This is a genomic window from Pseudoalteromonas piscicida (assembly GCF_002744175.1).
Classification (GTDB): Bacteria; Pseudomonadota; Gammaproteobacteria; order Enterobacterales; family Alteromonadaceae; genus Pseudoalteromonas; species Pseudoalteromonas piscicida_B.
In genome coordinates this window covers 1-24,382 of record NZ_NKHF01000089.1, presented here as the reverse complement: position 1 = coordinate 24,382, position 24,382 = coordinate 1, and the positions used below count along the sequence as shown (strand labels likewise).

The following is a 24,382-nucleotide window of genomic DNA, read 5'->3' as shown; positions in this document are numbered from 1 at the left end:
AGTTGTGTGCTGGTATTGTCTTTTAATAGCCCAGTACCAGCTGGTTGGAATTAGTCGTCTACGCGCTCGAATACGGTAGCGATACCTTGGCCTAAACCAATACACATAGTTGCAAGGCCATACTTCGCGTCTTTCTCTTCCATTAGGTTGATAAGTGTTGTGCTGATACGTGAGCCAGAACAACCTAGCGGGTGGCCAAGCGCAATGGCGCCACCGTTAAGGTTCACTTTCTCATCGACCTTATCTAGTAGACCTAGGTCTTTTAACACAGGTAGAGATTGAGCTGCGAAGGCTTCGTTCAGTTCAGCAACATCGATATCATCAATAGTAATACCTGCTTGTTTCAATGCTTTTTGTGAGGCTGGAACTGGTCCGTAACCCATAATTGAAGGATCGCAGCCTGCAACCGCCATTGACTTAACTCGAGCACGGATCGGAAGGCCAAGCTCTTTTGCTTTAGACTCGCTCATGACCAACATCGCTGAAGCGCCGTCAGAAAGTGCTGAAGACGTTCCCGCCGTTACCGTACCTGAGGCTGGATTAAATACCGGGCGCAGCTGACCTAGACCTTCTAGGTTGGTTTCCGGGCGGATAACTTCATCATGCTCAACAAGTACAGGTGTACCGTCTGCATCATGTCCTTCCATTGGTAGAATTTCTTTGGCAAAACGGCCTTCCACGGTTGCAGCATACGCACGTTGGTGTGAGCGTACCGCAAACTCATCTTGTTGCTCACGGCTGATCCCGTGCATTAACGCTAGGTACTCTGCTGTTAAGCCCATCACGCCAGCCGCTTGAGCAACTGATGTTGCAAGGCCTGGGTGAAAGTCATTGCCATGGGTCATTGGTACGTGACCCATGTGCTCAACACCACCAATCAGGTAAGTGTCACCAGCACCTGTCATGATAGCGCGAGCTGCGTCGTGTAATGCCTGCATTGATGAACCACATAAGCGGTTTACGGTTACTGCTGGTACGGTGTGCGGTATACCAGCTAACAATGCAGCGTTACGGCCAACGTTAAAGCCTTGCTCTAAAGTTTGCTGTACACAGCCCCAGTAAATGTCGTCAATGGAATCAGGGGCAACTTGAGGATTACGCTCTAGTAAGCCTTTCATTAGATGTGCGCTCAAATCTTCGGCACGTTTATGCTTGAATACACCGCCTTTTGAACGGCCCATTGGGGTACGAATACAATCTACGATTACCGCGTTTTCCATGTTACTTGCCCTCCACTTGATAGAACACTTTACCTTCATCAGCCCACTGTCTTGTTTGTTCAGAGACTTGGTAAATTTCACCAAGGTGAGCGTACTTGTCAGCCATCGCAACAAAATTTGCTAGGCCAATTTGGTCTAGATAACGGAAAGCACCGCCTCTGAATGGAGGGAAGCCGATACCATAAATGAGTGCCATGTCAGCTTCTTGTGGTGAAGCTACAATGCCTTCTTGAAGACATAGCAATACTTCGTTGATCATTGGCACCATACAGCGTTCGATAATCGTTTGTTTATCAAAGTCACTTGGAGCGTCGCAAATACTGCTTAGCAGCTCAAGTGCACTGTCGTCTTTACTCTTCTTCAAGCGGCCTTTGCGATCAGGTGCGTATTGGTAGAAACCTTTTTGGTTTTTCTGACCAAAGCGCTCAGCGTTCGCAAGCACAGCAACTGGGTCTTTATCTTTGCGCGCCATACGCGTTGGGAAACCATCAGCCATTACACCAGTACAGTGATTTGCTGTATCAATACCCACGACATCAAGTAGATATGCAGGACCCATCGGCCAGCCAAAGACATTTTCCATTACTTTATCCACTTTGGCGAAGTCTGCGCCTTCAACCACAAGTTGGCTAAAGCCTGCAAAGTAAGGGAATAGAACTCGGTTAACAAAGAACCCAGGGCAATCGTTTACCACGATAGGAGACTTACCTAGTTTTAAGGCGTAATCAACTACAGCTGCAACCGTTTCGTCAGATGTTTGTTCACCACGGATAATCTCAACCAGTGGCATTTTTGGTACTGGGTTAAAGAAGTGCATACCACAGAAGTTTTCAGGCTTCTCTAATGCAGTTGCCAGCTCATCGATACGAATAGTCGATGTATTTGAGGTCAGGATAGTACCTTCTGGCAGTTGTGACTCAAGGCTAGCCAATACCGACTTCTTGATCTTGGGGTTTTCCACAACCGCTTCAACAATGATATCCGAATCTTGTAGATCTTGATCGTTAAGGGTTGGTTTGATTTTTCCAAGTGTTGCAACCATTTTGTCCATCGACATGTGGCCGCGTTGTACTTTCTTACCAAGCAATTTTGCAGCTTCACCCATGCCCAGGTCTAGTGCACCTTGTTGAATGTCTTTCATCACAATCGGTGTGCCTTTGTAGGCTGATTGGTAAGCGATACCGCCACCCATAATACCTGCACCTAGCACTGCGGCTTGCTTGATCTCTGTGTTGCTTTGTTTTGCTTGCTTCTTGGCGACCGTTTTGATGTATTGATCCGCTAAGAAAATACCGGTTTGCGCTGCGGCTTCAGCCGTTCTAGCAAGCTTTGCAAAGTTTTGGTTTTCCAATGCCATCGCTTCGCTGCGACCAAGGTTGGCGGCTGCTTTAAGCGTTTGAACCGCCATCATAGGTGCTGGGTAGTGGCCCTTAGTTTTTGCCATTACCATGCCTTCAGCCATGCCAAAACTCATGCCTTGCTCAACACGGTTCATTTTCAACGGCTCAAGCTTAACTTGACGTTTTGCTCGCCAATCTAGCTTACCTTCGATGGCTTGCTCTACCGTGCGGATCGCCGCTGTCATTAGCTTGTCAGCAGGGACAACGCCGTCAACTGCACCCACTTTTAGTGCGTCGTTTGCACGGTTTTCTTGACCTGTGGTGATCCACGTCATGGCATTATCAGCGCCGATTAAGCGAGGAAGTCTTACGGTGCCCCCAAAGCCTGGCATAATGCCAAGTTTTACTTCAGGTAGGCCAATCTTTGCGCTGTCTGTTGCGATGCGGTAATCGGTTGCCAATAACCACTCACAGCCACCACCTAGTGCAAGACCATTAACGGCTGATAGGGTTGGAAACGGTAGATCTTCAATCGCATCGAAGACGTCTGTTGCCGTTTTAATCCAGCCAATGAGTTCTTCTTCTGGGCGCTGGAAAGTCGGTAGGAATTCGAAAATATCTGCGCCAACGATAAAGTGGTCTTTGTCGCTGGTAAAGATTAAGCCCTTGATATCATCACGCTGGCTCAATTCGATTAGCGCTTCGTGGCTTTCTTTTAGTACTTGCTGAGATAATTTGTTTACTGAGCCTGGTAGGCAAAATTTAAACTCAGCGATATTGCCTTTGCAAAAATCAACTACAAAGGACTCGCGTTTGATTAACATACATGTTCTCCCGTGCTTTACACTGGTACGATGAGTTGTAATTTCAATCAGTGTGGATCCTTTAGCGGCAAATTGCAATGAAAAATTTACCGCACATTTACTGAAATACCTGAGTCGGTTTGCTATGGTGGCTTAACACACCTCGCATTTAGTGTAATTTGCGAACCGATCCGCAAATTACAAGCCGAGTGGCAGTTCTTCAGTGCCACCTTTAGATAAGCATACTTTGGCTGTATTTCAATTTAGGTGTGTATTCTTTTTGGCAGATTGAGAAGGGTTTGCATGACATATTGGTTACGCCGCTTTGCTGCGGGCAGCTTGTGTATGGTGAGCTGGCTCTGTGCAGCTGATAGCACTCACGACGAATTCAAAGAGGCCGAGCGTATTGCTTGGTCTGGTAATTATAGTAATTTTAAGGCTGCCATTGCGCAGCTAGACCATCCACTCAAGCCTTATGTCGAAATGGCATTTTACAAGCGTCACCCAAGGTTAAAGTATCAGCAAGAAATCCAACACTTCCTCATGGTGTATGAACATACGCCGCTCGAATGGCCGGTGCGCGCTGCTTGGTTAGACTACTTAAAGCGGTACAAGAAAAAAGCACGTTTCATTGAAGACTACCGTGATACCAGTGATGTGGAGCTTAAATGTACTTACTTGGCATATCAGTTAGATTTAGGCGCTCCCCAAAAAGCGATTCTTGATCAAATTGCTGATATTTGGACTGTCGGTAAGTCGCAACCTAAAGCGTGCGATGGCCTGTTTAATCTATGGCATAAAGCTGGGTATAGAACACCTGAACGTGTATGGCAGCGAGTCACAAATGCGGCTCAGTCGGGGCAAACATCTTTGTTAGATTATCTTGGCCGATTATTGCCAAAAGGAGAGGCGTATTTAGCTGATCTATATAAGAAGGTACGTCAAGATCCCAGCGCAGCGGCTGGATTATATCGATTTAAGAAGCGCAATAAAAAAGAGTCTGAAATCGCAGTGTACGGGGTAAGGCGATTAGTGTGGCGCGATCCTGATTTAGCTTTACGCGCTTGGCAGAAAATGCAAGAAATGTTTGTCTTCACCCAACAGCAAAAAGACAGTGTGGCTTATCGTTTTGCATTAGCACTGGCATCCAAAGGCCATGACGATGCGAGATTTTGGCTCAATAAGGTGCCAAAATCGATGCAGGATAAAAAGCTTCTGCAATGGCTGATGAGTAACATGCTCAAAGAACAGGACTGGGAAGGGATCTCGGCATTATTTGTCGGTCATGAGCAGTTGAGCAATGGTCAACAATACTGGTTAGCGTATAGCCTTGCGCAGCGGGGTGACATGGCTAAGGCAAACGATATCTGGCGGCTACTAGCACAAGAGCGTGATTACTATGGTTTCCTTGCCGCCGCACGCTTAGGTTTACCTGTCTCATTAAAGGAAGAGCCCTTAAATGTTGAACCAAAAGTGGTACAACGCGTATCTCAAGCGCCTGGATTTAAACGTGCCAAGGCGTTGTACGAGTTAGAAAGGTATACGCAGGCACGCCGTGAATGGAACTATTTAACCAACACATCGAGCAAGGAGGAGAAACTTGCCGCCTCCATTTTAGCTGCGGAACTTGATTGGTATGACAGCACCATTTTTACACTCGCTCAGATCAAAGCATGGAACTATGTCGACCTTCGTTTCCCTATGGCATTTAAGGAGCTGTTTACTAAATACAGTAAGCGTAACCGAGTTGATGTTGCTTGGAGTATCGCCATTGCTCGGCGCGAGAGCTCTTTTGCGCCAGATGCGCGCTCAAGCGCTGATGCACACGGTTTGATGCAGCTACTTCCGAGCACGGCAAAATACGTGAATAACCGTAAACGCGTTACTCAGCATCGCCTCTATCAGCCGGCGACGAATATCCGCCTTGGGACGAGTTACTTAGAATACTTAAAGCGAAAAAATGCGGGTAATGAAATACTGGCGACAGCATCTTATAACGCAGGGTTTCACAGAATTAAACGCTGGCTTCCACGAGAAGCGATGCCAGCGGAGCTATGGATAGAGCTAATCCCGTATCGAGAAACCCGTGATTACGTTAAAAATGTGATGGCCTACCGGCAGGTTTACCATACTCGCCTTGGTCGAGATGGCAACATCTTGGCAAGTATCTTGGATATGAAAATTGTGAAGTAAACGCACATGGCTGGTATTAGACTCAGTTCGTCGTTTTTAGGTATCAGCTATGATAGACTCGAAAGTATGTGAATTTTTGAAAATGGGTACACCATGGATAAGTTAGCAAATTTATACGCAGAGCATATTGCCACATTGCAGCAGCGTACAAGAACGATAGTAGAAAGAGAAGGGCTTGAGGGATTGGTTATCCACTCAGGGCAGGCAAAGCGTCAGTTCCTTGATGATATGTACTATCCGTTTAAAGTGAATCCGCAATTTAAAGCTTGGTTACCCGTTATCGACAACCCGCATTGCTGGATCGTAGTCAATGGCAGTGATAAACCAAAACTGATCTTTTATCGTCCAGTCGATTTTTGGCACAAAGTACCTGACGAGCCGAGAGACTTTTGGGCTGAGTATTTTGATATTCAGCTACTCGTTAAACCGGATCAGGTTGAGCAGTTACTGCCATACGACAAAGCCAACTTTGCCTATATTGGTGAGTATCTAGAAGTTGCACAAGCGCTAGGCTTTACGCAAGTGAACCCTGAGCCGGTGATGAACTTCTTGCACTACCATCGTGCCTACAAGACACAGTATGAAATGGAGTGCTTACGTGAAGCGAGTCGTTTGGGTGTACTTGGTCACATGGCGGCCAGAGATGCTTTTTTTGCTGGTGGCTCTGAGTTTGAAATTCAGCAAGCTTACCTAAGCGCAACGCAGCATATGGAAAATGATACGCCTTATGGCAACATCGTTGCATTAAACGAAAATTGTGCCATCTTGCACTACACCCACTTTGAGCGCAAAGCACCAAGCAAGCACCTGTCTTTCTTGATTGATGCTGGCGCAAATTTCAACGGCTATGCGTCTGATATTACTCGTACTTATGACTTTGCAAAGCAAGGCGAATTTGCAGAGTTGGTGAAAGTCATGAACGATCACCAAATTGAATTAGGCAAAGCGCTGCAGCCGGGTAAATTGTACGGCGAGTTACACATTGATTGTCATAATCGCGTGGCTCAAGTACTGAGCGACTTCAATATTGTAAAATTAGACGCTCAGGCAATTGTTGAAAAAGGCATTACCTCGACCTTCTTCCCACATGGTTTAGGTCACCATATCGGCTTGCAAGTCCATGATATGGGTGGCTTTATGGCGGATGAAACTGGTACGCACCAAGCGCCACCTGAAGGTCATCCATTCTTGCGTTGCACTCGTAAGATTGAAGCAAACCAAGTGTTTACTATTGAACCTGGGTTATACTTCATCGATTCATTGCTAGAAGACCTAGCGCAAACGGATAACAAACAGTATATCAATTGGGATAAAATTGATGCACTGAAGCCGTATGGTGGTATCCGAATTGAAGATAACATCATTGTTCATGAAGATAGACTAGAAAACATGACTCGTGACTTAGGTCTAGCGTAATACCATTTTCTAGTACTGTAGAACATTATATTTGGGGGCCGCTTGGCTCCCTTTTAGTTTGGAACATTATGTCTGAATATTTCATCCCGAGTGAATCAATTAGTCATCACGAAGAAATTAAAAAGAGCACTTTTATTGTGCACCTTGCGCATACGCCAACGGTTGAAGATGCCAAAGCTTTTATCAAGCAAATCAATGATGCTTACCCTGACGCTAGGCACAATTGTTGGGCACATATTGCAGGTGCACCTGGGGGCAGTCATGTACTTGGGTTTTCTGATGATGGAGAACCCAATGGCACCGCGGGTAAACCTATGTTGAATGTCTTGATGGGCTCTGGGCTTGGTGAAGTGACGGCAGTGACAACTCGTTATTTCGGTGGTATTAAGCTTGGCACTGGTGGGTTAGTGAGGGCATATGGTGGGACATTAAATAATGCACTTGCCACCCTTAAGACGGTAAAGAAAGTACCAGCTTCGATATTGGTAGGTCACAGCGACTACCATCTTCAAGGAGTCATAGAGCAATTACTACAAAGCCAATTTACAGTGCTACAGTTAGACAAAGAGTATGGTGCTAATATTGCGTGGCAAATTGCAGTAGATAGCCGTGAAACACAACAAATCATTGATGCTATTTATGAATTAACCAATGGTGTTGTATTATTTAAGCAACCCAAGGAGTAAGCTCTACTTCTTTACATTCACCAATTAACCTCTGGGTTAAATAACAAAAAGCGCAGCGTACAAAATGCAATTTCGTACCATAATAAAAATACTCGGGCAGTTAGTCGCTCTATTTAGTATCACTATGGTGCCACCGGCCATTGTATCTTTGATATACAAAGATGGTGGTGGTGTACCGTTTGTTTTGGCTTTTATTTTTAGTGTACTAATGGGGTTGTTCGCTTATTACCCAAACCGCAAAGAAAAGGGCGACCTAAAAGCCAGAGAGGGCTTTTTAATCGTCGTACTGTTTTGGCTAGTACTAGGGGCGTTTGCATCCTTACCGCTGATTTTCTTAGATAAACCTAATCTTTCTTTTGCCGATGCCGTCTTTGAGGCTTTTTCGGGGCTAACCACCACAGGCGCTACAGTGCTGACGGGCATTGAACACTTACCTAAATCGGTACTGTTTTATCGCCAGCAGTTACAGTGGCTTGGTGGTATGGGGATCATCGTACTCGCCGTGGCGGTGCTGCCCATGCTTGGTGTCGGTGGTATGCAGTTGTATCGAGCGGAAACGCCAGGCCCTGTGAAAGACTCCAAGATGACCCCGCGCATTGCCGATACAGCAAAGCACTTGTGGTATATTTATGTGTCTCTTACCGCAGCTTGTACCGTTTCGTATTGGTTTGCGGGGATGAACTGGTTTGACGCGATTTGTCATGCTTTTGCCACGATCGCCATCGGGGGGTTTTCGACCTACGACGCTTCAATGGGATACTTTGATAACCCGTTTATTAATGTTATTTGCGTGGTTTTCTTATTAATCGCTGCGATTAACTTCTCACTTCACTATGCCGCCGTGTCGAGCCGAAATATTAAAGTCTATTTACGCGATCCAGAGTTTAAAGTTTTCCTCTTTATACAGTTGGCGCTGGTGGTTATATGCTTTGCTGTGCTGTCGTCAAACAACGTCTATGAAAGCGGTGACGAAACCCTAGACCAAGCACTATTCCAAGCCGTTTCAATTAGTACGACCGCAGGCTTTGCAACCGATAGCTTTTCAAGTTGGCCTTTGTTCTTGCCTATTTTACTTATTTTTTCGAGCTTTATCGGAGGTTGTGCGGGTTCTACTGGTGGTGGTATGAAAGTTGTTCGAGTCTTCTTGCTCTATTTGCAAGGGATCCGCGAGCTGAATCGTTTAGTCCATCCTCGTGCTATTTACTCAATTAAGTTAGGGCGCAAAGCGTTGCCAGATAAAGTGGTTGAGGCAGTGTGGGGGTTTTTCTCTGCTTACGCTTTGGTGTTTGTGATCATCATGATTGCACTACTTGGCACTGGGCTGGATAACATTACCGCTTTTTCTGCAACCGCTGCATGCCTGAATAACCTAGGTCCTGGACTGGGAGAGGTTGCGGCACATTATGGTGATATTACTGACTCTGCAAAATGGATACTGACTTTGGCCATGGTCTTTGGTCGACTGGAGATATTTACACTGTTAGTTCTATTTACACCTACCTTTTGGCGCGGTTAAGCATCAATTCCCACTGGGCTTTCATGAAAGAAAGCCCATCTTCCCTGCATATGTGACCAACTCCTGCCTTCTTGTTTAAGTTCGAAAACAAAAAGTTAATAAAAAAATTGAAAAACTCGGATTTTCGGGGTTTTCAAATGTCAGTATTTTTACAACGATTTAACTTCGAGGTAATGGTTTTGCTTGCCACACGCTTTTCAGATAAAGGGTTTAAAGTGATTAAGGGATTTGCCGCAAGCCAAGAGCAGGGCTCTGGTATGCAGCTTATAGAACGAAGCGTAATGCAGTTGAACAACATGATCAGTGAGGCTGGTTACTTACAGGCTAACCAGGCTGTGTTGGGAAACGCTCAGTCTTATGACTTGTTTCACCAAATAGGATGTGAAAGTGGTGCGCGGTTTGTTGTACAAGTTGTCTCAGAGAATGAACTTTGGCAAAAGCGTCAGCTTCCTGCATTACTTGATTGTCACGAGTCACATAGTAATAGCTGCTTGTTTCAAAAGGACTTATCTGGAATTTTGTTTGTAGCTAAGCGTAATAGTGAACCGATGATGTTGTTTATTGCAGCTGAAGAGCTTGCTATGCCACAGAGTTCGCTTGAGATACAAAGCCGGATGATGACGCTAAGAGATGGCGCAATCATGCTAAAAAGTCACTTTCTGATTAAGTGAACGGCCCTTTTTTAGGTATTGTTGATAGTTCAACAGTTGTAATTAATCTCAATTCAGTTTTAAATGACCTTCCACTAAAACTGCTACAATGAAACAGTAGTAGACTTGAACTCGGGAAGGGTTGAATACATGTTAAAAACTCAGGAGGTAGGGCAAGAAGCCTTGCTCACCGCAATCAGCGCAGGAAGCATTGTTGATTTAGAAATTTGTTTGCCGGCAAACAGTAAAAGAATAAAAACAGAATACGTCGGTATGCTACAAGGGACGTTTCTCATTCTAAACCATCCCAACCCTAAGCGATTAGGCGCGGCGCTGGACTATGTAATGGAAGGGACTTCGGTCATCGTCCGAGCGTTGCTCGAAAATGGTGATGGTCAGGTCATTGCATTCAAATCGCAAATTAAGGCGGTTTCTGTCCATCCCGCGCGGCTTATTTTCCTTTACCCGCCTGACAAAATTCAGACCTATAAATTGCGCTCACAAAATCGAGTACCCACCTTAATTCCAGCTAATTTTCACTGTCATGGCATTAAAGAAGTCGGAGTGATCAAAGATATTTCTTTGGCTGGATTACAATTAGATTTGACTTCCATTGATGCTGAGCATTTGGAGGAGGGGTTGAACTGCGAGGTATTTATAGAAGGCAAAGAGGGAAATCAAATCACCCTTGAGGGGACTATCCGGCGGATAAAAGGGCATGAGCAGATTGTATCGCTAGGGATCCGTCTCACTTCAAGTCCAGATATTATCCGTGGCGTATTAAAAGATTATTTAATCGACTTGTCTATTTTTCAAGACCAACAAGATACTTAACCTTAACTCGGGATCAGAAGTTAGTTAATCAACTAAATTACCTAAGCTCAAAAGCGCAATACCACTCTAGCCAGAAGTTATTTCTACAAAGATGTAGGTATCAGAGTGGTAGCAGGACGCGAGAGCGGAGTTATCCCCAAAACTCTCTGGCTAGATAAGGAAATAATTTAATGTGATTTTAAAAGCAATAAGTTAGCTCGTTTCTTATTCAAAACTTAGGTTAAATAAGCAATTTTGACCGCAGTTAGCGTCTTAATACTTCCTCAAATGGACCACTTAATTAAGCGAATTGGTATTAAACGAATAAAGCGCTCACTTGGAAGAGCTTTTCTACAACACCGATTTGCTTTTTGTCGATCAAGAACATGATCACATGGTCGCCTGATAAAATAATGGTATCGTCGTGTGCTATCAGTACATCCTCATCGCGCACGATTGCGCCTATGGTTGCCCCTGGCGGTAACTTGATATCTCGAACTGCACGGCCCACCACTTTGGAAGTATTTTCATCGCCGTGAGCAACGGCTTCAATTGCTTCAGCTGCCCCTTTACGTAATGAATAAACGTTCACAATATCCCCTCGGCGAACATGGGTGAGTAGTGCCGAAATAGTCGCTTGCTGTGGTGAGATAGCGATATCAATATCGCCACCTTGTACAAGGTCAACATAAGCGCCGCGTTGGATCAGGGCCATGGTTTTTTGTACACCCATACGCTTAGCCAACATGGCTGCCATAATATTGGCTTCGTCGTCGTTGGTGACCGCGATGAAGACATCTACTTGCTCAATATGCTCTTCTGATAACAACTCTTGATCTGAGGCATCACCACAAAAGACCACTGTGTTATCGAGGGTTTCAGACAGTTGTGTGGCACGCGCTTGGTTACGCTCGATGAGCTTTACACTGTGATTTTTGTCTAGAGAGCTGGCTAATCCTGCACCTATGTTACCACCGCCAGCTATCATAATTTTCTTGTATGAACGCTCAAGCTTTTGTAGCTCATTCATCACCGCACGAATATGTTTTGTTGCAGCGATAAAGAAAACTTCATCATCGGCTTCAATCACAGTGGTGCCGAGTGGTTTGATGGCTTTACCCTGACGATAAATAGCGGCGACTCGCGTATCGACGTTAGGAATGTGCTCTTTTAATGCTGAGAGCGCATAGCCAACAAGCAAGCCACCGTAATACGCTTTTACTGCGACAAGTGATAGCATGCCCTCGGCAAATTGCAGTACTTGTAGGGCTCCTGGGTAGTCTATTAATCTACGAATATACTGCGTCACTAGCTGCTCTGGGGCAATGTAATGATCGACAGGTAAATCATCATTATGGAACAGCTTTTCTCTATATTTTAAGTATTGCTCGGAACGGATCCGAGCAATTTTGGTCGGCGTATTGAAAATACTATAAGCGACCTGACACGCAATCATATTTACTTCATCGGAGCTGGTTACGGCGATGATCATGTCAGCGTCTTCCGCTCCTGCTTGACGTAAAATCTCAGGGTGCGCACTATGTCCAGTGACACCCTGTAAATCGTATTTGTCTTGCAGCTCTCTTAAGCGCTCGCCATCAATGTCGACAACGGTAATTTCATTTTCTTCACCGACGAGGTTTTCTGCCAGTGTCCCGCCGACTTGGCCGGCGCCTAAGATGATGATTTTCATATTGGTTACGGTCGATTTTCTTTTATTGTTTTGTCAACTTTGCGTAGTAAAACCCATCACTCAGTCCGGGTAATAGCTGCAAGCCTGGTTGTGTTGTTGTGTCTGCATCATGCAAAGGCACAAGAGTCGCATCTGGAGTCGCAGAGAGAAAACGTGCGATCTGTTGTTGATTCTCTTGCGGTAATACTGAACAGGTAGCATAAACTAGTGTGCCACCGGGCTTAAGTAATGGCCAGATCTTATCAATAATTTGTGCCTGTAACGTCACCAAGTTATCAATGTCAGAGGCGCGTCTTAGCCATTTGATGTCCGGGTGTCGTCTGATCACGCCAGTTGCAGAGCACGGCACATCTAACAAGATGCGGTCGTATTGCTCACCATCCCACCATGCTTCAGGGTCGCTTGCGTCACCTTCAATGCAGTTAGCCGTCAGCCCTATGCGCTTTAGGTTTTGCTCTACGCGTTGCAAGCGCTCACCATCGGCATCAATGGCCGTCACTTCGGCTTTTGCTAACTCTAAGATATGGCAAGTTTTCCCTCCAGGTGCTGCACAAGCGTCAAGGATCTTGTCGCCTTCTTGTGGCGCTAATAATCTTGCCGCTTTCTGAGCCGCGGCATCTTGCACTGAGCAAGCGCCAGCTGAAAATTGCGGGAGAGCGTAGACGTCAATTGGGCTGGCAAGCAGGATCCCATCTGGATATTCGTTGTGGTACTCATAGGCGATCCCTTCGTTGTCTAACAACGCAGCGTAGTCCGATGTTGAGAACTGCGACTGATTAACACGCAGCCACATCGGTGCTTGTTGTTGGTTCGCCTCTAAAATAGCCTGCCACTGAGTTGGATAGGCAGCTTTTAGTTGATTGATAAACCAGCCAGGGTGGTTGTATAAACAAGCTGGGATTTCTGCAGCACTTGTTTCTAACTCGACCTGGTGGCGTTGGAAGTTGCGTAAAATTGCATTAACCAAGCCTTTCATGCCAGGTGCTCTTAGTGGAGTAAGCGCGTTAACAGTTTCGGCAACCGCAGCATGAGCTGGAACACGCATATGCTGAAGTTGGTAAATACCCACATACAACAAAAACTGGAATACACGGCGCTTGCCTTTTAAAGGCTGTTCTAGTAACTGCTGGCAGTAGTGTTCTAGAGAAGGTAAATACCTCAGCACACCGTAGCAAATTTGCTGTAGCAAGGCTTTGTCTTTACCGTCTAATTGACTTGTAGCGAGTGGTAACTGTGCGCTTAATGACGCACCTTTATCGACCACTTGGAACAGGGTTTGGGCGGCAAGCGCACGAACGTTACTCACGCTTCACCCACCTTAGTGCCGACAGCAACCCAGTCTGCACGGCCGTTTAAAAAGTCTTGCGCAGACATCGGTTTTTTGCCTTGAGGCTGCAGAGTAAGGATTTGCAGCGCTTTTGTACCACAAGCAATCACAATACCTTGCTTATCCGCTCGGAGTATTTGCCCAGCTTCACCTTGTGCATCAACAACTTGAGCTTGCCAAACTTTGACGCTATTGCCTGCCATCTTGGTAAAACAGACTGGCCACGGGTTGAAAGCTCTGATATTGCGTTCGATTTGCTCAGCACTCATTTGCCAATCGATATCGGCTTCTTCTTTGCTCAGTTTCTTAGCATAATTAGCCTGTGTATCATCTTGCTTCTCTGGTGTGATCTCACCAGCAGACAAACGGGCCAAAGTGTCAATTAAGGCATCAGGGCCAAGTTCAGCTAATTTGTTATATAAATCCGCACTGGTATCAGTCGCAGTAATAGGGCAGCGAGCAATATGTAACATATCGCCAGTATCTAGGCCTTCGTCCATTTGCATGATGGTTACGCCTGTTTCGTCGTCACCAGCCCAAATAGCGCGTTGAATCGGTGCAGCCCCTCGCCATCTTGGTAAGATAGAACCATGAACATTAAGACAACCCAGTCGAGGTGTGTCCAAAATAGCTTTTGGCAATAGTACCCCATACGCAACAACAATCATTACATCGGCATTCAATGCCGCTAATTCTGCTTGCGCTTCTGGTGTTTTGAGCGATTGCGGTTGTAATACCGGCAGCTCATGTTGTTGTGCTAATACTTTTACTTCACACGCTTTGAGTTTTTTACCTCGTCCGGCAGGACGATCTGGTGGACAGTACACGGCCACTACGTCATGGTGTGATTGAATGAGAGCGTCAAGGTGGCGCGCTGCAAAGTCAGGCGTGCCTGCGAAAACGATACGCAAAGGATTACTCACGAAATACCCTAAAGTCAGTTAGTTGTTGGTTAGGCTTGCTTTGCAGCGAGCTTGGCTTCTTTTTCAAGCTTTTTGCGAATGCGGTTACGTTTCAATGGTGATAGGTAATCAATGAACAGTTTACCAACAAGGTGGTCGAGTTCATGTTGAATACATACCGCAAGTAGGCCTTCTGCGTCTAGCTCGTATTCTTCGCCTTGTTCATTAAGCGCCTTTACCGTAACGGTTTCCGCACGGTCTACTTTGGCGTAAGAATATGGGACTGACAAGCAACCCTCTTCACTGACGGTTGAACCATCACGCTTGATGATCTCCGGATTGATTAGTACGCGAGGTTCGTCACGCTCTTCCGATACATCAATAACCACAATACGCTGGTGAATATCGACTTGTGTTGCAGCAAGGCCGATGCCATTCTCATCGTACATCGTTTCCATCATGTCTTTGACTATCTGACGGATGTCGTCATTTACCTCTGCAACTGGCTGTGCAACCGTGCGTAAGCGCTCATCTGGAAACTTTAAAACTTCTAATTTGGCCATGATTACCCTAAATCAATTTATCGTGTAAGCTGTTGTAAGCTAGTGTATGGTCTTATTTTAGCCATTCAAGTTCCCCTTTAACAGGTTTTGGTGGATAATAACCAAAAATAACCACAAGGAAGCCATCATGAAATATCCGATTGCTGCAATAATGATCGCTAGTTGCACTGTTTTTACTGTTAAAGCAGAGACCTTGACTGTGAAAGCAAACGCGCCACAACATTATGTGGTAAAAAAAGGCGATACCTTGTGGGATATTTCAAAAATGTATTTGCGCTCTCCATGGAAGTGGAAGCAGTTGTGGCAATGGAATCCGAGTATTAAAAATCCGGATTTGATTTATCCTGGCGATAATCTTAAGTTGCAATACGATGCCAACGGCAATCCTATGTTGGTACTGGATAAAAGCATAAAAAAACTTTCTCCACATACGCGTATAGTGAATCAAAAAGCGAAGGCAATTCCAACCTTACCACTGCCGCTTATGGAACCTTTCTTACGTTTTGAGCAAGCCCTCAGTGAATCTGTGTTTTCCCAGAGTCCTATTGTTTTAGGTGCAGATCGCAATGTAAAAAATGCATCTCCAGGCCATCTGTTGTACGTTAAAGCTGACCTTGTAAAAGGTGGGCATTATGCCATTTATCGACAAGGCGAGACATATCGTACGCTAGATAGTAACGAAGCGCTTGGTTTAGAAGCCGTGCTAGTCGGTTTTGGTCATGTAGTGGAACAGGGAGATATTCGCGCAGGAAGACCAGCTAAACTCAAACTTGAAGTGGCGAAACAAGAGGTTAGAGCGGGGGATATAGTATTACCCATCGCCGATGGTCAGAGCTATCCCGCACAATTTGCCATGTCTCGCCCTGAGCAGCAAACACACGGGCGCATCATTGCCAGTGATAACAAGCTTAGAGAGTTTAGCACGATGAGTGTCGTGGTACTCGATGTAGGTAGCAAAGCGCAGCTTAAAGAAGGACATATTCTTGATATTGTAAGGCAATCACCTACAGTTATAGAAAGTCAGCATGGTCCACGGTATATTGAAGATGCATCACGACTCGACAAAATGATCACTGAAATGGGATCTTGGTTTGGAGAGGAGAATGATGACAACAGCGTAGTGTGGCATATGCCCAAGGAAAAGGTGGGTGAAGTGATGGTTTTCAAGGTATATGACGACCTCAGTTATGCGATGGTTGTTGCAACCTCTGAACCCATTCGAGTTGGTGATTACGTACAAGCATTCAAGGAAGTTGCGCACAACTAAGTGACTATGTTCCTCCTTGAGTGAAACGATAAACTCAAGGAGAGAGTATGGAGCATTCCAAATTGGCTCAAGCATTGGCGTTAACCTTATGCCAAGGGTTGGGCACTAAAACTATTATGGCTTTACTTAGCCATCTACCTCTTAGCCATCTATTCACGATGGATCAATCTGGCCTTTGCGCCCTCGGACTCAGTGAGTCAGTCGCAACTAATTTAATTCACACCGATTGGTCTCGTGTTGAGCGTATCATGGCGTATTGCGAGCGCCATCAGATCCATATAGTGTCGATGTTTTGTCTTGGTTATCCAGAGCAACTGAAAGAAATTTGTCACCCGCCCATTGTACTTTTTTGCAAAGGGGACGTCACAGTATTGAAGCGGCCTCAGGTTGCGATTGTTGGTAGTCGTAGCTCCACTCGAACTGGGCTTGAATTAGCACATGAGTTTGCTCAGGGGTTAAGCCGAGCTGGTTTGGTGGTGACATCAGGAATGGCAAGGGGGATCGATGGTGCAGCGCATCAAGGCACTATAGATGTTGATGGTAGCACGATTGCCGTGCTTGGTACGGGAGTCGATGTTGTTTACCCCAAACGTCATCAACGGCTGTATGAGGATATAATCCAGCAGGGGTTGGTGGTAAGTGAGTTTTTGCCCGGAACACCTGCAAATAGCAATCATTTTCCGCGTCGAAATCGCATCATTTCAGGGTTGTCTCTTGGTGTATTGCTTGTTGAAGCAGAGATTAAAAGTGGTTCGCTTATCACTGCAAGGTACGCGCTGGAGCAGAATAAAGAGGTGTTTGCCATCCCCGGCTCAATCAAAAATAGGTTAAGCAGTGGTTGTCATTACCTGATAAAGCAAGGGGCAAAGCTTACCGAAAATATCGAGGATATTTTGGAAGAAGTGAGCTTTTTTTGTGAAAACAGTCTATATAGTATAGAAATAGATGAGCAAAAAGAGGAGCAATGTCCTGTATTAGAAAACCTTGGCTTTGAAGTGACCTCAGTGGATACTTTAACGCAAAGGACCCAGTGGCCAGTAGAACAGGTGGTTGCCAGACTATTGGACCTAGAACTCGAAGATAAAGTAGAGCGTGTACTAGACGGCTACATAAAACTCGCGAGGGGTTAAGAAGATGTTTGATATTCTAATGTATTTATTTGAGAATTATATTCACAGTGAGGCAGAAATATTTGTCGAACAAAATGAACTCACCGATGAACTCCTTCGCGCAGGCTTTAATCAAGGCGAAATATATAAGGCACTTGACTGGTTAGAACAGCTTGCAGATTTACAGCACAGTGACGAATACCCCTATCTAAATGCAAAACCAGACCATGCAACACGTATTTACACCGACAGCGAATGTAATATGTTGGACGTTGAGAGCCGTGGGTTTTTAATGTTTGTAGAGCAGGTTGGCGTGATTGATAGTACCACCAGAGAAATGGTAATGGACCGTTTATTTGCCTTAGATAAAAGCTACATTAGCTTAGATGATTTGAAATGGGTGATCTTGATGGTGCTATTTAACGTGCCTGGTAAAGAGCATGCCTATGCGCAAATGGAAGATCTTATTTTTACGGAACCGGCAGCGGTTGTGCACTAATAGGGTAACTAAGTGGTTGTTCGAGCGAGTGCAAGTGGAGGCTTATACGGTCTTTACTTGTAGCGCTTGAAGGCGATAACGGTCAAACTTACACCACTTAGCAAAAGAGAATTGCTATCATTCCCTTGACCCTTAAAACAAGGCGATTATATTATACCAATCCGCATTAATACCTGCTCAATTTGAGGGAGTAAATTTGACGCTAACGGCGTTAAAAATTTCTTGTTTAGAACCACTAAATAGCAAAATTTTTGCCTTGTTACCGACAAAATTTCCTTGCCTCAAATAGACCACTTAATTAAGCGAATTGGTATTAGGCGCATATTTGCACTAAGGGTGGTGGTAAAGCGATGAGTAAAATTGATCATGCATTATTTAATGCAGACAAACATGCATTAGAAAAAGAGTATGAAGTGTGCCCAGAGTGCGGCTCTGAACTGGTAATAAAAAACAGTAAAAATGGGCCCTTTATTGGCTGCGCTAGCTATCCTACCTGTGAATATATCAGACCTTTGGCTCATCATGATAGCCATGTCATTAAAGTGCTTGAAGATGTCGCTTGCCCAGAGTGTGGCAAGGATCTGGTTATCAAAAATGGCCGCTATGGCATGTTTATCGGTTGTACTGGTTATCCCGCTTGCCATTACATAGGGCATGAAGATGCACCCGAGCCGCTGGTATTACCAAACTGTCCTAAATGCAGAAAGGGTAAACTTACCCAACGGAAAAATAAGTTTGGTAAGCACTTTTATAGCTGTGACAGCTACCCTAGCTGCAAGTATACCTTGAATGCCAAACCAGTGGAGCATACTTGCCCTGAGTGCAACTGGCCCGTGCTGGTGGAGAAAACCCGAGCGGGAAAAGCTGTGTTACAATGCCCACAGAAATCATGTCAAACGATTGTGGAATTACCGTGAGCAATGATAACCAAACTGACACTTCGACATTAGCAACACCTGAGTCAGCTCTGCAAGCCGGGCTGGTAATTTGTTATCCCACCGAAGCTATTTTTGGGTTAGGGTGTGACCCCGATAACCAAGCTGCCGTCGCAAAGCTGCTGGCGCTCAAGTCGCGACCCGTAGAAAAGGGGTTGATTTTAATTGCCGATAATTATGGCCAGTGTCTACCTTATGTAGATGATAATAAAATTCCCATGGATAAACGCGCAGATATTTTTTCATCATGGCCAGGCGCTATTACTTGGTTACTGCCAGCGAAAGCACAAACGCCAAGTTGGCTAACCGGTGGACACAATACTATCGCGGTTCGTGTAACCAACCATCCTGTTGTCAAACAGCTTTGTCAGCGGTTTGGCAAGCCGATAGTTTCTACCAGTGCCAATCTAACCGGTGAAGCACCTGCCATTTCTTTATCGCAAGCCCGCAATCAGTTTGGAGCTCAAGTAGGTTACTATGTTGACGGTGAGTTAGGTGGTAATTCCACACCAAGTGTAATTAAACATGCGATGACTGGCGAAGTGATCCGAGGATAAAAGTACCATGAGTAAAGTAAACTTAGAGACCGTAAAAGCCTTTTTACTACAACTACAAGATAACATTTGCAAAGGCTTAGAGGCTGCTGATGGTAAGGCACAGTTTGTCGAAGATGCCTGGGAACGTGCCGAAGGGGGCGGTGGCCGAACTCGGGTGATCCGCGATGGTAATGTGATTGAACAAGGTGGGGTAAACTACTCCCATGTCTTTGGGGCATCAATGCCAGCATCTGCTACTGCACACCGGCCAGAGCTGGCAGGAAGAAGCTTCCATGCCTGTGGTGTATCCTTAGTGATCCATCCAAAGAATCCACATATTCCAACGAGTCATGCCAATGTTCGCTTTTTCATTGCTGAAAAAGAGGGCGAGGAGCCAATTTGGTGGTTTGGTGGCGGGTTTGACTTAACGCCATTTTATCCCGTACTGGAAGATGTTAAACATTGGCACCAAGTGGCAAAAGACTTGTGTACACCATTTGGTGATGAGGTCTATGGTGACTATAAAAAGTGGTGTGACGAATACTTCTATTTAAAGCATCGAGATGAAACTCGAGGTGTTGGTGGCTTGTTCTTTGATGATCTTAACCAATGGGGCTTTGAAAAGAGTTTTGCGTTTATGCAGGCAGTGGGGAATGGCTTTCTTGATGCGTATCTGCCTATCATCGAACAGCGTAAAGATACGCCATATACAGAGCAAGAGCGTCAGTTCCAGCTATATCGTCGTGGTCGTTATGTGGAGTTTAACTTAGTTTGGGACCGAGGTACTTTGTTTGGTCTGCAAACCGGAGGCCGCACTGAATCTATTTTAATGTCGATGCCTCCATTAGCGCGCTGGGAATATGACTTTCAACCTGAACCAGATTCTAAAGAGGCTGAATTATCTCAATACCTCACCCCAAAGAACTGGTTGGCGATGTAATAGAGTAAAAAAGGAGCCTCGGCTCCTTTTTTACTTTTAGCGGTTCACTTAGTTTAATTTAAACCCTCTAACTTGTTCATCCAGATCGCGCGCAAGGGTGAGCAGCTCTTCACTTATCTGTTTGGACCCGTGGGCATCAACCAGTGAGCGTTCCGCATTATCACTGATAGCCACTACGCTACGGTTAATTTCCTCAGCGGCCAAGTTTTGTTGCTCAGTTGCGTCTGCAATTTGTAAGTTAAGTGCATTGATTTCATGCATTTGTGTTGAAATATCTTTTAGTGCCTGTGCGACTTTCTTTACTTGGTTAGCACGGTCATCTGCTTCTTCACACGAAGCACTCATAGCTGCAACCGTTTGTTGCGCCTCTGACTGCAGTTTATCTATTGTACGTTTAATTTCATCTGTTGAATCGTGAGTACGTGTGGCAAGTGTCCGGACTTCATCTGCTACAACCGCGAATCCACGACCGGCTTCCCCTGCGCGAGCCGCTTCAATAGCTGCGTTCAGTGCCAAAAGGTTAGTTTGTTCAGCAATACTACTGATCACCTCAAGTACTTTACCTACCTCTAAAGTTTGTGCTTGGAGCTGAGAGACTTGCTCTGCGGCTTGTCGTACATCTTGCGCTAATTGATTGATGCTTTGTTCCGTATGGTTAGCAACAGTCATACTTTCCTCAGCTAGGTGGTTACTGCTATCCGACTTTTCTGAGGCAAAATGGGTGGTGTTTTTTACTTCACTGGATGAACTCTCCAACTCATTAATCGCGGCAGCGACAGAATCTGTCCCTTGCTTTTGCTCTTGAATGGCAAGCTCAGTGGTTTCGGCCGACGCATAAATAGACTCAGCCGAATGGATCAGAATTTTTGATGAGCTAGAAAGTTGAGAAATATTATCCTTGAAGCTATCCATCATTTTATTAAAGTTTATTGCCAAGCGCCCCAGTTCATCATCTACGCTATCATCAATTCGCAAAGACAAGTCTTTATTGGTTGTTGCTAAACGCATCGTTCGACCAAGTGTTTTGAGTCGTACAATAAAGAGCTTTCTAAATACCACCCCCAAAATGACAAAGGTAGTGATAAAAATTGCGGAAAGTAATGCTGTGCTTAACCAAGTATTATTGTGTACGGTATTATCGATGCCGTCGAGTGAGTAGCTAATCCTTACCACACCAAGAACATCTCCTTCTTTTGCCTGATGACAACCCAAGCAGTTGGTGCCCTTATAGTCTTCTCTGGCGACCATCGGCTTTAAGTACGTCATGATACGACTACCGTCACGTTGCTCGATAACCAAGGTTTCTTTACCGTTAAGTGCATCAAACTCTGCTTCAGAATTCGGTGCCTGATTGGCATTACCTGGCCCATACAACTTATTCACTTGCTCTGAGCGGATAATATGCGCATCTTCGATATTTGGATGATTACGGATCTTATCGCTGAGGATTTCACGATTTGCCATGGTACCAGTTAGCATCATGGTATTAATTGAGTCAAAGTAGTTATCTGCTAACAGCCTAATATTGCTCTCGACTGTTTCTTCCGCGAGGGTTTTTTGTTGACTACTACTACTGAGAATACTTGCGATGAGGACGAGCACGCCAGTCACCGCAAGTAACGCATAGATTTTATGTTGAATAGATTTCACACGCATCGCACCTGTTCACAATTAGAACAATGATTATGCATCTCTACTCAAGAACAGGATTTGACCTAGCGCAAAATTGTCTTGTAATTTCAATTAACTAATACTTTAGTTTTACTCTTGATTAATCATATGTGTCGCAAGCTGTGCTAGAGATTGTCTCAGCCCCTCTCGCAATAATGGGTTTCCTACCTCTAAATCGAGTGTTTTATCCATACAATACATCCACTGATCGCGTAAATCTTTGTCGATAGGAAAGGGCATGTGGCGCATTCTCAATCTTGGATGGCCGTATTTTTCTGCAAATAAATCGGGCCCACCGAGCCAGCCAGAAAGAAACTCAAAGAATACCTGCCTGATCCGATCTAATGGCTGCGGATGCATATCATAAAGCGGCTTAGCATAAGGGTCTGACGCCATAATGTCGTAAAAGCGGTTAGCAAGGTCACGAGTGCCTTGTTCTCCACCGATGATTTCATAAGGTGTTTTTTCAGGGGTGGGGGCATTATTTGTTGGTTCTACGGTTGCATCTTTATTAAAGATACGTTTAATTAACTGCTTCATAATGACTCTCAAGGCGCTCTAATAACAATGGACAAATACGCGGTATTCGGTAATCCGATAAAACATTCTAAATCGCCAGCAATCCATGCGCAATTCGCACAGCAATGTCAGCAACAGCTAGAGTATGAGGCTATTTTGGCACCTGAAGATGCCTTTGTTCAAACTGCATCGAGATTTTTTGCTGAGGGAGGGGATGGCGCAAATGTGACATTACCTTTCAAAGAGCAAGCATTCACCTTTGCTAATATGCTAACTGAACGAGCGAAACTTGCAGGCGCAGTGAATACTTTGATCAAACAGAAAGACGGTACAATTAAAGGTGACAATACCGATGGTGAAGGCCTCGTAAGAGACTTGATAAACCATCAAGCAAAACTAGATGGTGCTACTATCTTATTGATAGGTGCTGGTGGCGCGGCTAAAGGGTGTATTTATCCACTCTTTCAAGCGGGAGTGAAACAGATCATCGTTGCAAACCGAACAGAGGCAAAGGCAATGCAATTGGCTGAACAATTTGCTGCCTATGGTGATATTAAAGGGTGCGGGTTAAAGAATACTCCAGATATGGGTTTTGATATTGTGATTAACTCCACATCTTCTAGCATCACAGGTGATGTTCCTAGTGTTAGTCCTGCTGTTTTTACATCTTGTTTGATTGCCTATGATATGTTCTACAGCGATAAACAAACGAGTTTCTTAAATTGGGCTGCAAAACATAATCAGCAAACACAATTAATAGATGGTATCGGTATGTTAGTAGAACAAGCTGCGGAAGCGTTTTATCAATGGCGAGGTGTGCGTCCCGATACGTCTGAAACTTTTAAGCTGATCAGAGGTTAAAATGAATCAAGCAATACTGTTTAACGATGACATCAGTTATCAGCAAGGAGAGCTAACGTTTACAGCGATGGCAAGCGGACAACTGATCCGCTGCAAAATCGCCACTGAGCTTGAACAAGAAGCGGCGATAGCGCATTTTGCTCAGTACCAATTTGATTATGAAATGCAGGCTGAGCAATTAATTGAAGATGAAGCATTTAATGAAGCAGGAGAGGTAAGCCTAGCTTTCCTCTAAATACTCATCTTTTAGTTCCACATAATTTTGCGCAGACACTTTTAGAAATTGTAACTCTTGCTCTGTGAGAGGTCTGGCTTGTTTAACCGGACTGCCGACATATAAAAAACCAGACTCAAGGTTTTTATTGGGCGGCACGAGTGCACCGCCACCGATAATAACGTCATCTCCGACGGTGACGTTATCCATAATAATCGCACCCATACCTACGAGAATACGATTACCAAGTTTGCAACCATGCAACATGACTTTATGACCAACAGTCACATCATCACCAATGATAAGCGGGTAACCGTTAGGTACTGAAGCGCTCTTTCTTGTTAAATGCAGTACGCTTCCGTCTTGAACATTGGTTCGTTTCCCTATCTTGATGTAGTTCACATCGCCTCTGGCTGCAACCAATGGCCAAACGCTGCTGTCTTCGCCGATTTCTATATCACCGACCAAAACGGATGATTCATCAATATAGACGCCTTTTGACAAGCGCGGGGATTTACCTTTATAACTTCTAAGCATGGCTACACTATCCATTTCTCATATCTGTAACTGCTAGTGTAGAGAGTTGTATACTAAAACTCTAGTGTGAAAAAACAGCAAAATGATGAACCAAAGTATCAAAAATAGACGTTTCGTTTGGTTTTTGCTCGAACAACTTGTTTTTCGCAATTTTCTTTCAAAAAAGGGTTGC

23 protein-coding genes are annotated in these 24,382 nt (G+C 44.8%); 14 read left to right on the top strand and 9 right to left on the bottom strand.

From position 1 onward, the window contains the following. Window positions 1–50: 50 nt before the first annotated feature. On the bottom strand, window positions 51–1,220 hold the full coding sequence (gene fadA / locus CEX98_RS18325) for an acetyl-CoA C-acyltransferase FadA (RefSeq protein ID WP_099643457.1): 1,170 nt from the start codon (window positions 1,218–1,220) through the stop codon (window positions 51–53). A gap of 1 nt (window position 1,221) precedes the next feature. After that, entirely contained in the window at window positions 1,222–3,384 is a 2,163-nt protein-coding gene (gene fadB / locus CEX98_RS18320; protein WP_099643456.1) for a fatty acid oxidation complex subunit alpha FadB, read from the bottom strand. A gap of 282 nt (window positions 3,385–3,666) precedes the next feature. On the opposite strand from fadB, the gene CEX98_RS18315 reads away from it, so the two are divergent. The 6 genes from CEX98_RS18315 (at window position 3,667) to CEX98_RS18290 (ending at window position 10,658) form a co-directional block, all read left to right on the top strand. Then, window positions 3,667–5,556: a transglycosylase SLT domain-containing protein gene (locus CEX98_RS18315; protein ID WP_099643455.1), complete on the top strand. Its 1,890-nt coding sequence runs from the start codon at window positions 3,667–3,669 to the stop codon at window positions 5,554–5,556. Window positions 5,557–5,649: 93 nt separating this feature from the next. After that, window positions 5,650–6,972 (top strand): Xaa-Pro dipeptidase, encoded by a 1,323-nt coding sequence (gene pepQ, locus CEX98_RS18310; protein ID WP_099643454.1) that lies wholly within the window; start codon window positions 5,650–5,652, stop codon window positions 6,970–6,972. Between the two features lie 68 nt (window positions 6,973–7,040). Then, complete coding sequence (locus CEX98_RS18305) at window positions 7,041–7,658, top strand: YigZ family protein (RefSeq protein WP_099643453.1); 618 nt, start codon at window positions 7,041–7,043, stop codon at window positions 7,656–7,658. Window positions 7,659–7,722: 64 nt separating this feature from the next. Then, entirely contained in the window at window positions 7,723–9,174 is a 1,452-nt protein-coding gene (locus tag CEX98_RS18300) for a TrkH family potassium uptake protein (RefSeq protein WP_099643452.1), read from the top strand. A 137-nt stretch (window positions 9,175–9,311) separates the two neighbouring features. Beyond that, entirely contained in the window at window positions 9,312–9,845 is a 534-nt protein-coding gene (locus CEX98_RS18295) for a hypothetical protein (RefSeq protein WP_242441753.1), read from the top strand. A 129-nt stretch (window positions 9,846–9,974) separates the two neighbouring features. After that, a complete protein-coding gene (locus CEX98_RS18290; protein WP_099643451.1) occupies window positions 9,975–10,658 on the top strand; it encodes a flagellar brake domain-containing protein in 684 nt (227 codons plus the stop codon). A 295-nt stretch (window positions 10,659–10,953) separates the two neighbouring features. On the opposite strand, the gene trkA is transcribed toward CEX98_RS18290, so the two are convergent. The 4 genes from trkA to def are packed head-to-tail and all read right to left on the bottom strand — an operon-like array spanning window position 10,954 to window position 15,122. Further along, complete coding sequence (trkA, locus tag CEX98_RS18285) at window positions 10,954–12,330, bottom strand: Trk system potassium transporter TrkA (protein ID WP_099643450.1); 1,377 nt, start codon at window positions 12,328–12,330, stop codon at window positions 10,954–10,956. A 22-nt stretch (window positions 12,331–12,352) separates the two neighbouring features. Beyond that, a complete protein-coding gene (gene rsmB, locus CEX98_RS18280) occupies window positions 12,353–13,636 on the bottom strand; it encodes a 16S rRNA (cytosine(967)-C(5))-methyltransferase RsmB (RefSeq protein ID WP_099643449.1) in 1,284 nt (427 codons plus the stop codon). Next, complete coding sequence (fmt, locus tag CEX98_RS18275; RefSeq protein WP_099643448.1) at window positions 13,633–14,580, bottom strand: methionyl-tRNA formyltransferase; 948 nt, start codon at window positions 14,578–14,580, stop codon at window positions 13,633–13,635. Before fmt ends, rsmB begins: the two co-directional genes overlap by 4 nt. A gap of 29 nt (window positions 14,581–14,609) precedes the next feature. Next, window positions 14,610–15,122: a peptide deformylase gene (def, locus tag CEX98_RS18270; protein ID WP_099643447.1), complete on the bottom strand. Its 513-nt coding sequence runs from the start codon at window positions 15,120–15,122 to the stop codon at window positions 14,610–14,612. 127 nt (window positions 15,123–15,249) lie between these two features. Between def and CEX98_RS18265 the strand changes: the two genes are divergently transcribed. The 6 genes from CEX98_RS18265 to hemF all read left to right on the top strand — a co-directional run bounded on the left by CEX98_RS18265 (window position 15,250) and on the right by hemF (window position 20,408). Beyond that, a complete protein-coding gene (locus CEX98_RS18265) occupies window positions 15,250–16,389 on the top strand; it encodes a LysM peptidoglycan-binding domain-containing protein (RefSeq protein WP_099643446.1) in 1,140 nt (379 codons plus the stop codon). Window positions 16,390–16,436: 47 nt separating this feature from the next. Then, the gene (dprA, locus tag CEX98_RS18260) at window positions 16,437–17,519 is read left to right on the top strand and encodes a DNA-processing protein DprA (protein WP_099643445.1); all 1,083 of its coding nucleotides are present in this window, start codon (window positions 16,437–16,439) and stop codon (window positions 17,517–17,519) included. Window positions 17,520–17,523: 4 nt separating this feature from the next. After that, entirely contained in the window at window positions 17,524–17,997 is a 474-nt protein-coding gene (locus tag CEX98_RS18255) for a DUF494 family protein (RefSeq protein WP_099643444.1), read from the top strand. 350 nt (window positions 17,998–18,347) lie between these two features. Then, entirely contained in the window at window positions 18,348–18,914 is a 567-nt protein-coding gene (locus CEX98_RS18250; protein WP_099643443.1) for a DNA topoisomerase family protein, read from the top strand. Then, window positions 18,911–19,489: a Sua5/YciO/YrdC/YwlC family protein gene (locus tag CEX98_RS18245; RefSeq protein WP_099643442.1), complete on the top strand. Its 579-nt coding sequence runs from the start codon at window positions 18,911–18,913 to the stop codon at window positions 19,487–19,489. The genes CEX98_RS18250 and CEX98_RS18245 overlap by 4 nt, the downstream gene beginning before the upstream one ends. 7 nt (window positions 19,490–19,496) lie before the next feature. After that, a complete protein-coding gene (gene hemF, locus CEX98_RS18240; protein WP_099643441.1) occupies window positions 19,497–20,408 on the top strand; it encodes an oxygen-dependent coproporphyrinogen oxidase in 912 nt (303 codons plus the stop codon). A 48-nt stretch (window positions 20,409–20,456) separates the two neighbouring features. Here hemF and CEX98_RS18235 read toward each other — a convergent pair whose 3' ends face one another. Further along, entirely contained in the window at window positions 20,457–22,064 is a 1,608-nt protein-coding gene (locus CEX98_RS18235; protein WP_099643440.1) for a methyl-accepting chemotaxis protein, read from the bottom strand. 105 nt (window positions 22,065–22,169) lie between these two features. Further along, window positions 22,170–22,619, bottom strand: coding sequence for a group II truncated hemoglobin (locus CEX98_RS18230; protein ID WP_099643439.1), 450 nt, complete (start codon window positions 22,617–22,619; stop codon window positions 22,170–22,172). A 27-nt stretch (window positions 22,620–22,646) separates the two neighbouring features. On the opposite strand from CEX98_RS18230, the gene aroE reads away from it, so the two are divergent. Continuing rightward, complete coding sequence (gene aroE, locus CEX98_RS18225; protein WP_099643438.1) at window positions 22,647–23,459, top strand: shikimate dehydrogenase; 813 nt, start codon at window positions 22,647–22,649, stop codon at window positions 23,457–23,459. Window position 23,460: 1 nt separating this feature from the next. Continuing rightward, entirely contained in the window at window positions 23,461–23,694 is a 234-nt protein-coding gene (locus tag CEX98_RS18220) for a DUF1488 family protein (protein WP_099643437.1), read from the top strand. Here the strand turns inward: CEX98_RS18220 and CEX98_RS18215 are convergent. Then, a complete protein-coding gene (locus CEX98_RS18215; RefSeq protein WP_172439798.1) occupies window positions 23,680–24,210 on the bottom strand; it encodes a gamma carbonic anhydrase family protein in 531 nt (176 codons plus the stop codon). The two genes, CEX98_RS18220 and CEX98_RS18215, sit on opposite strands and share 15 nt — an antisense overlap. Between the last annotated feature and the right edge of the window lie 172 nt (window positions 24,211–24,382).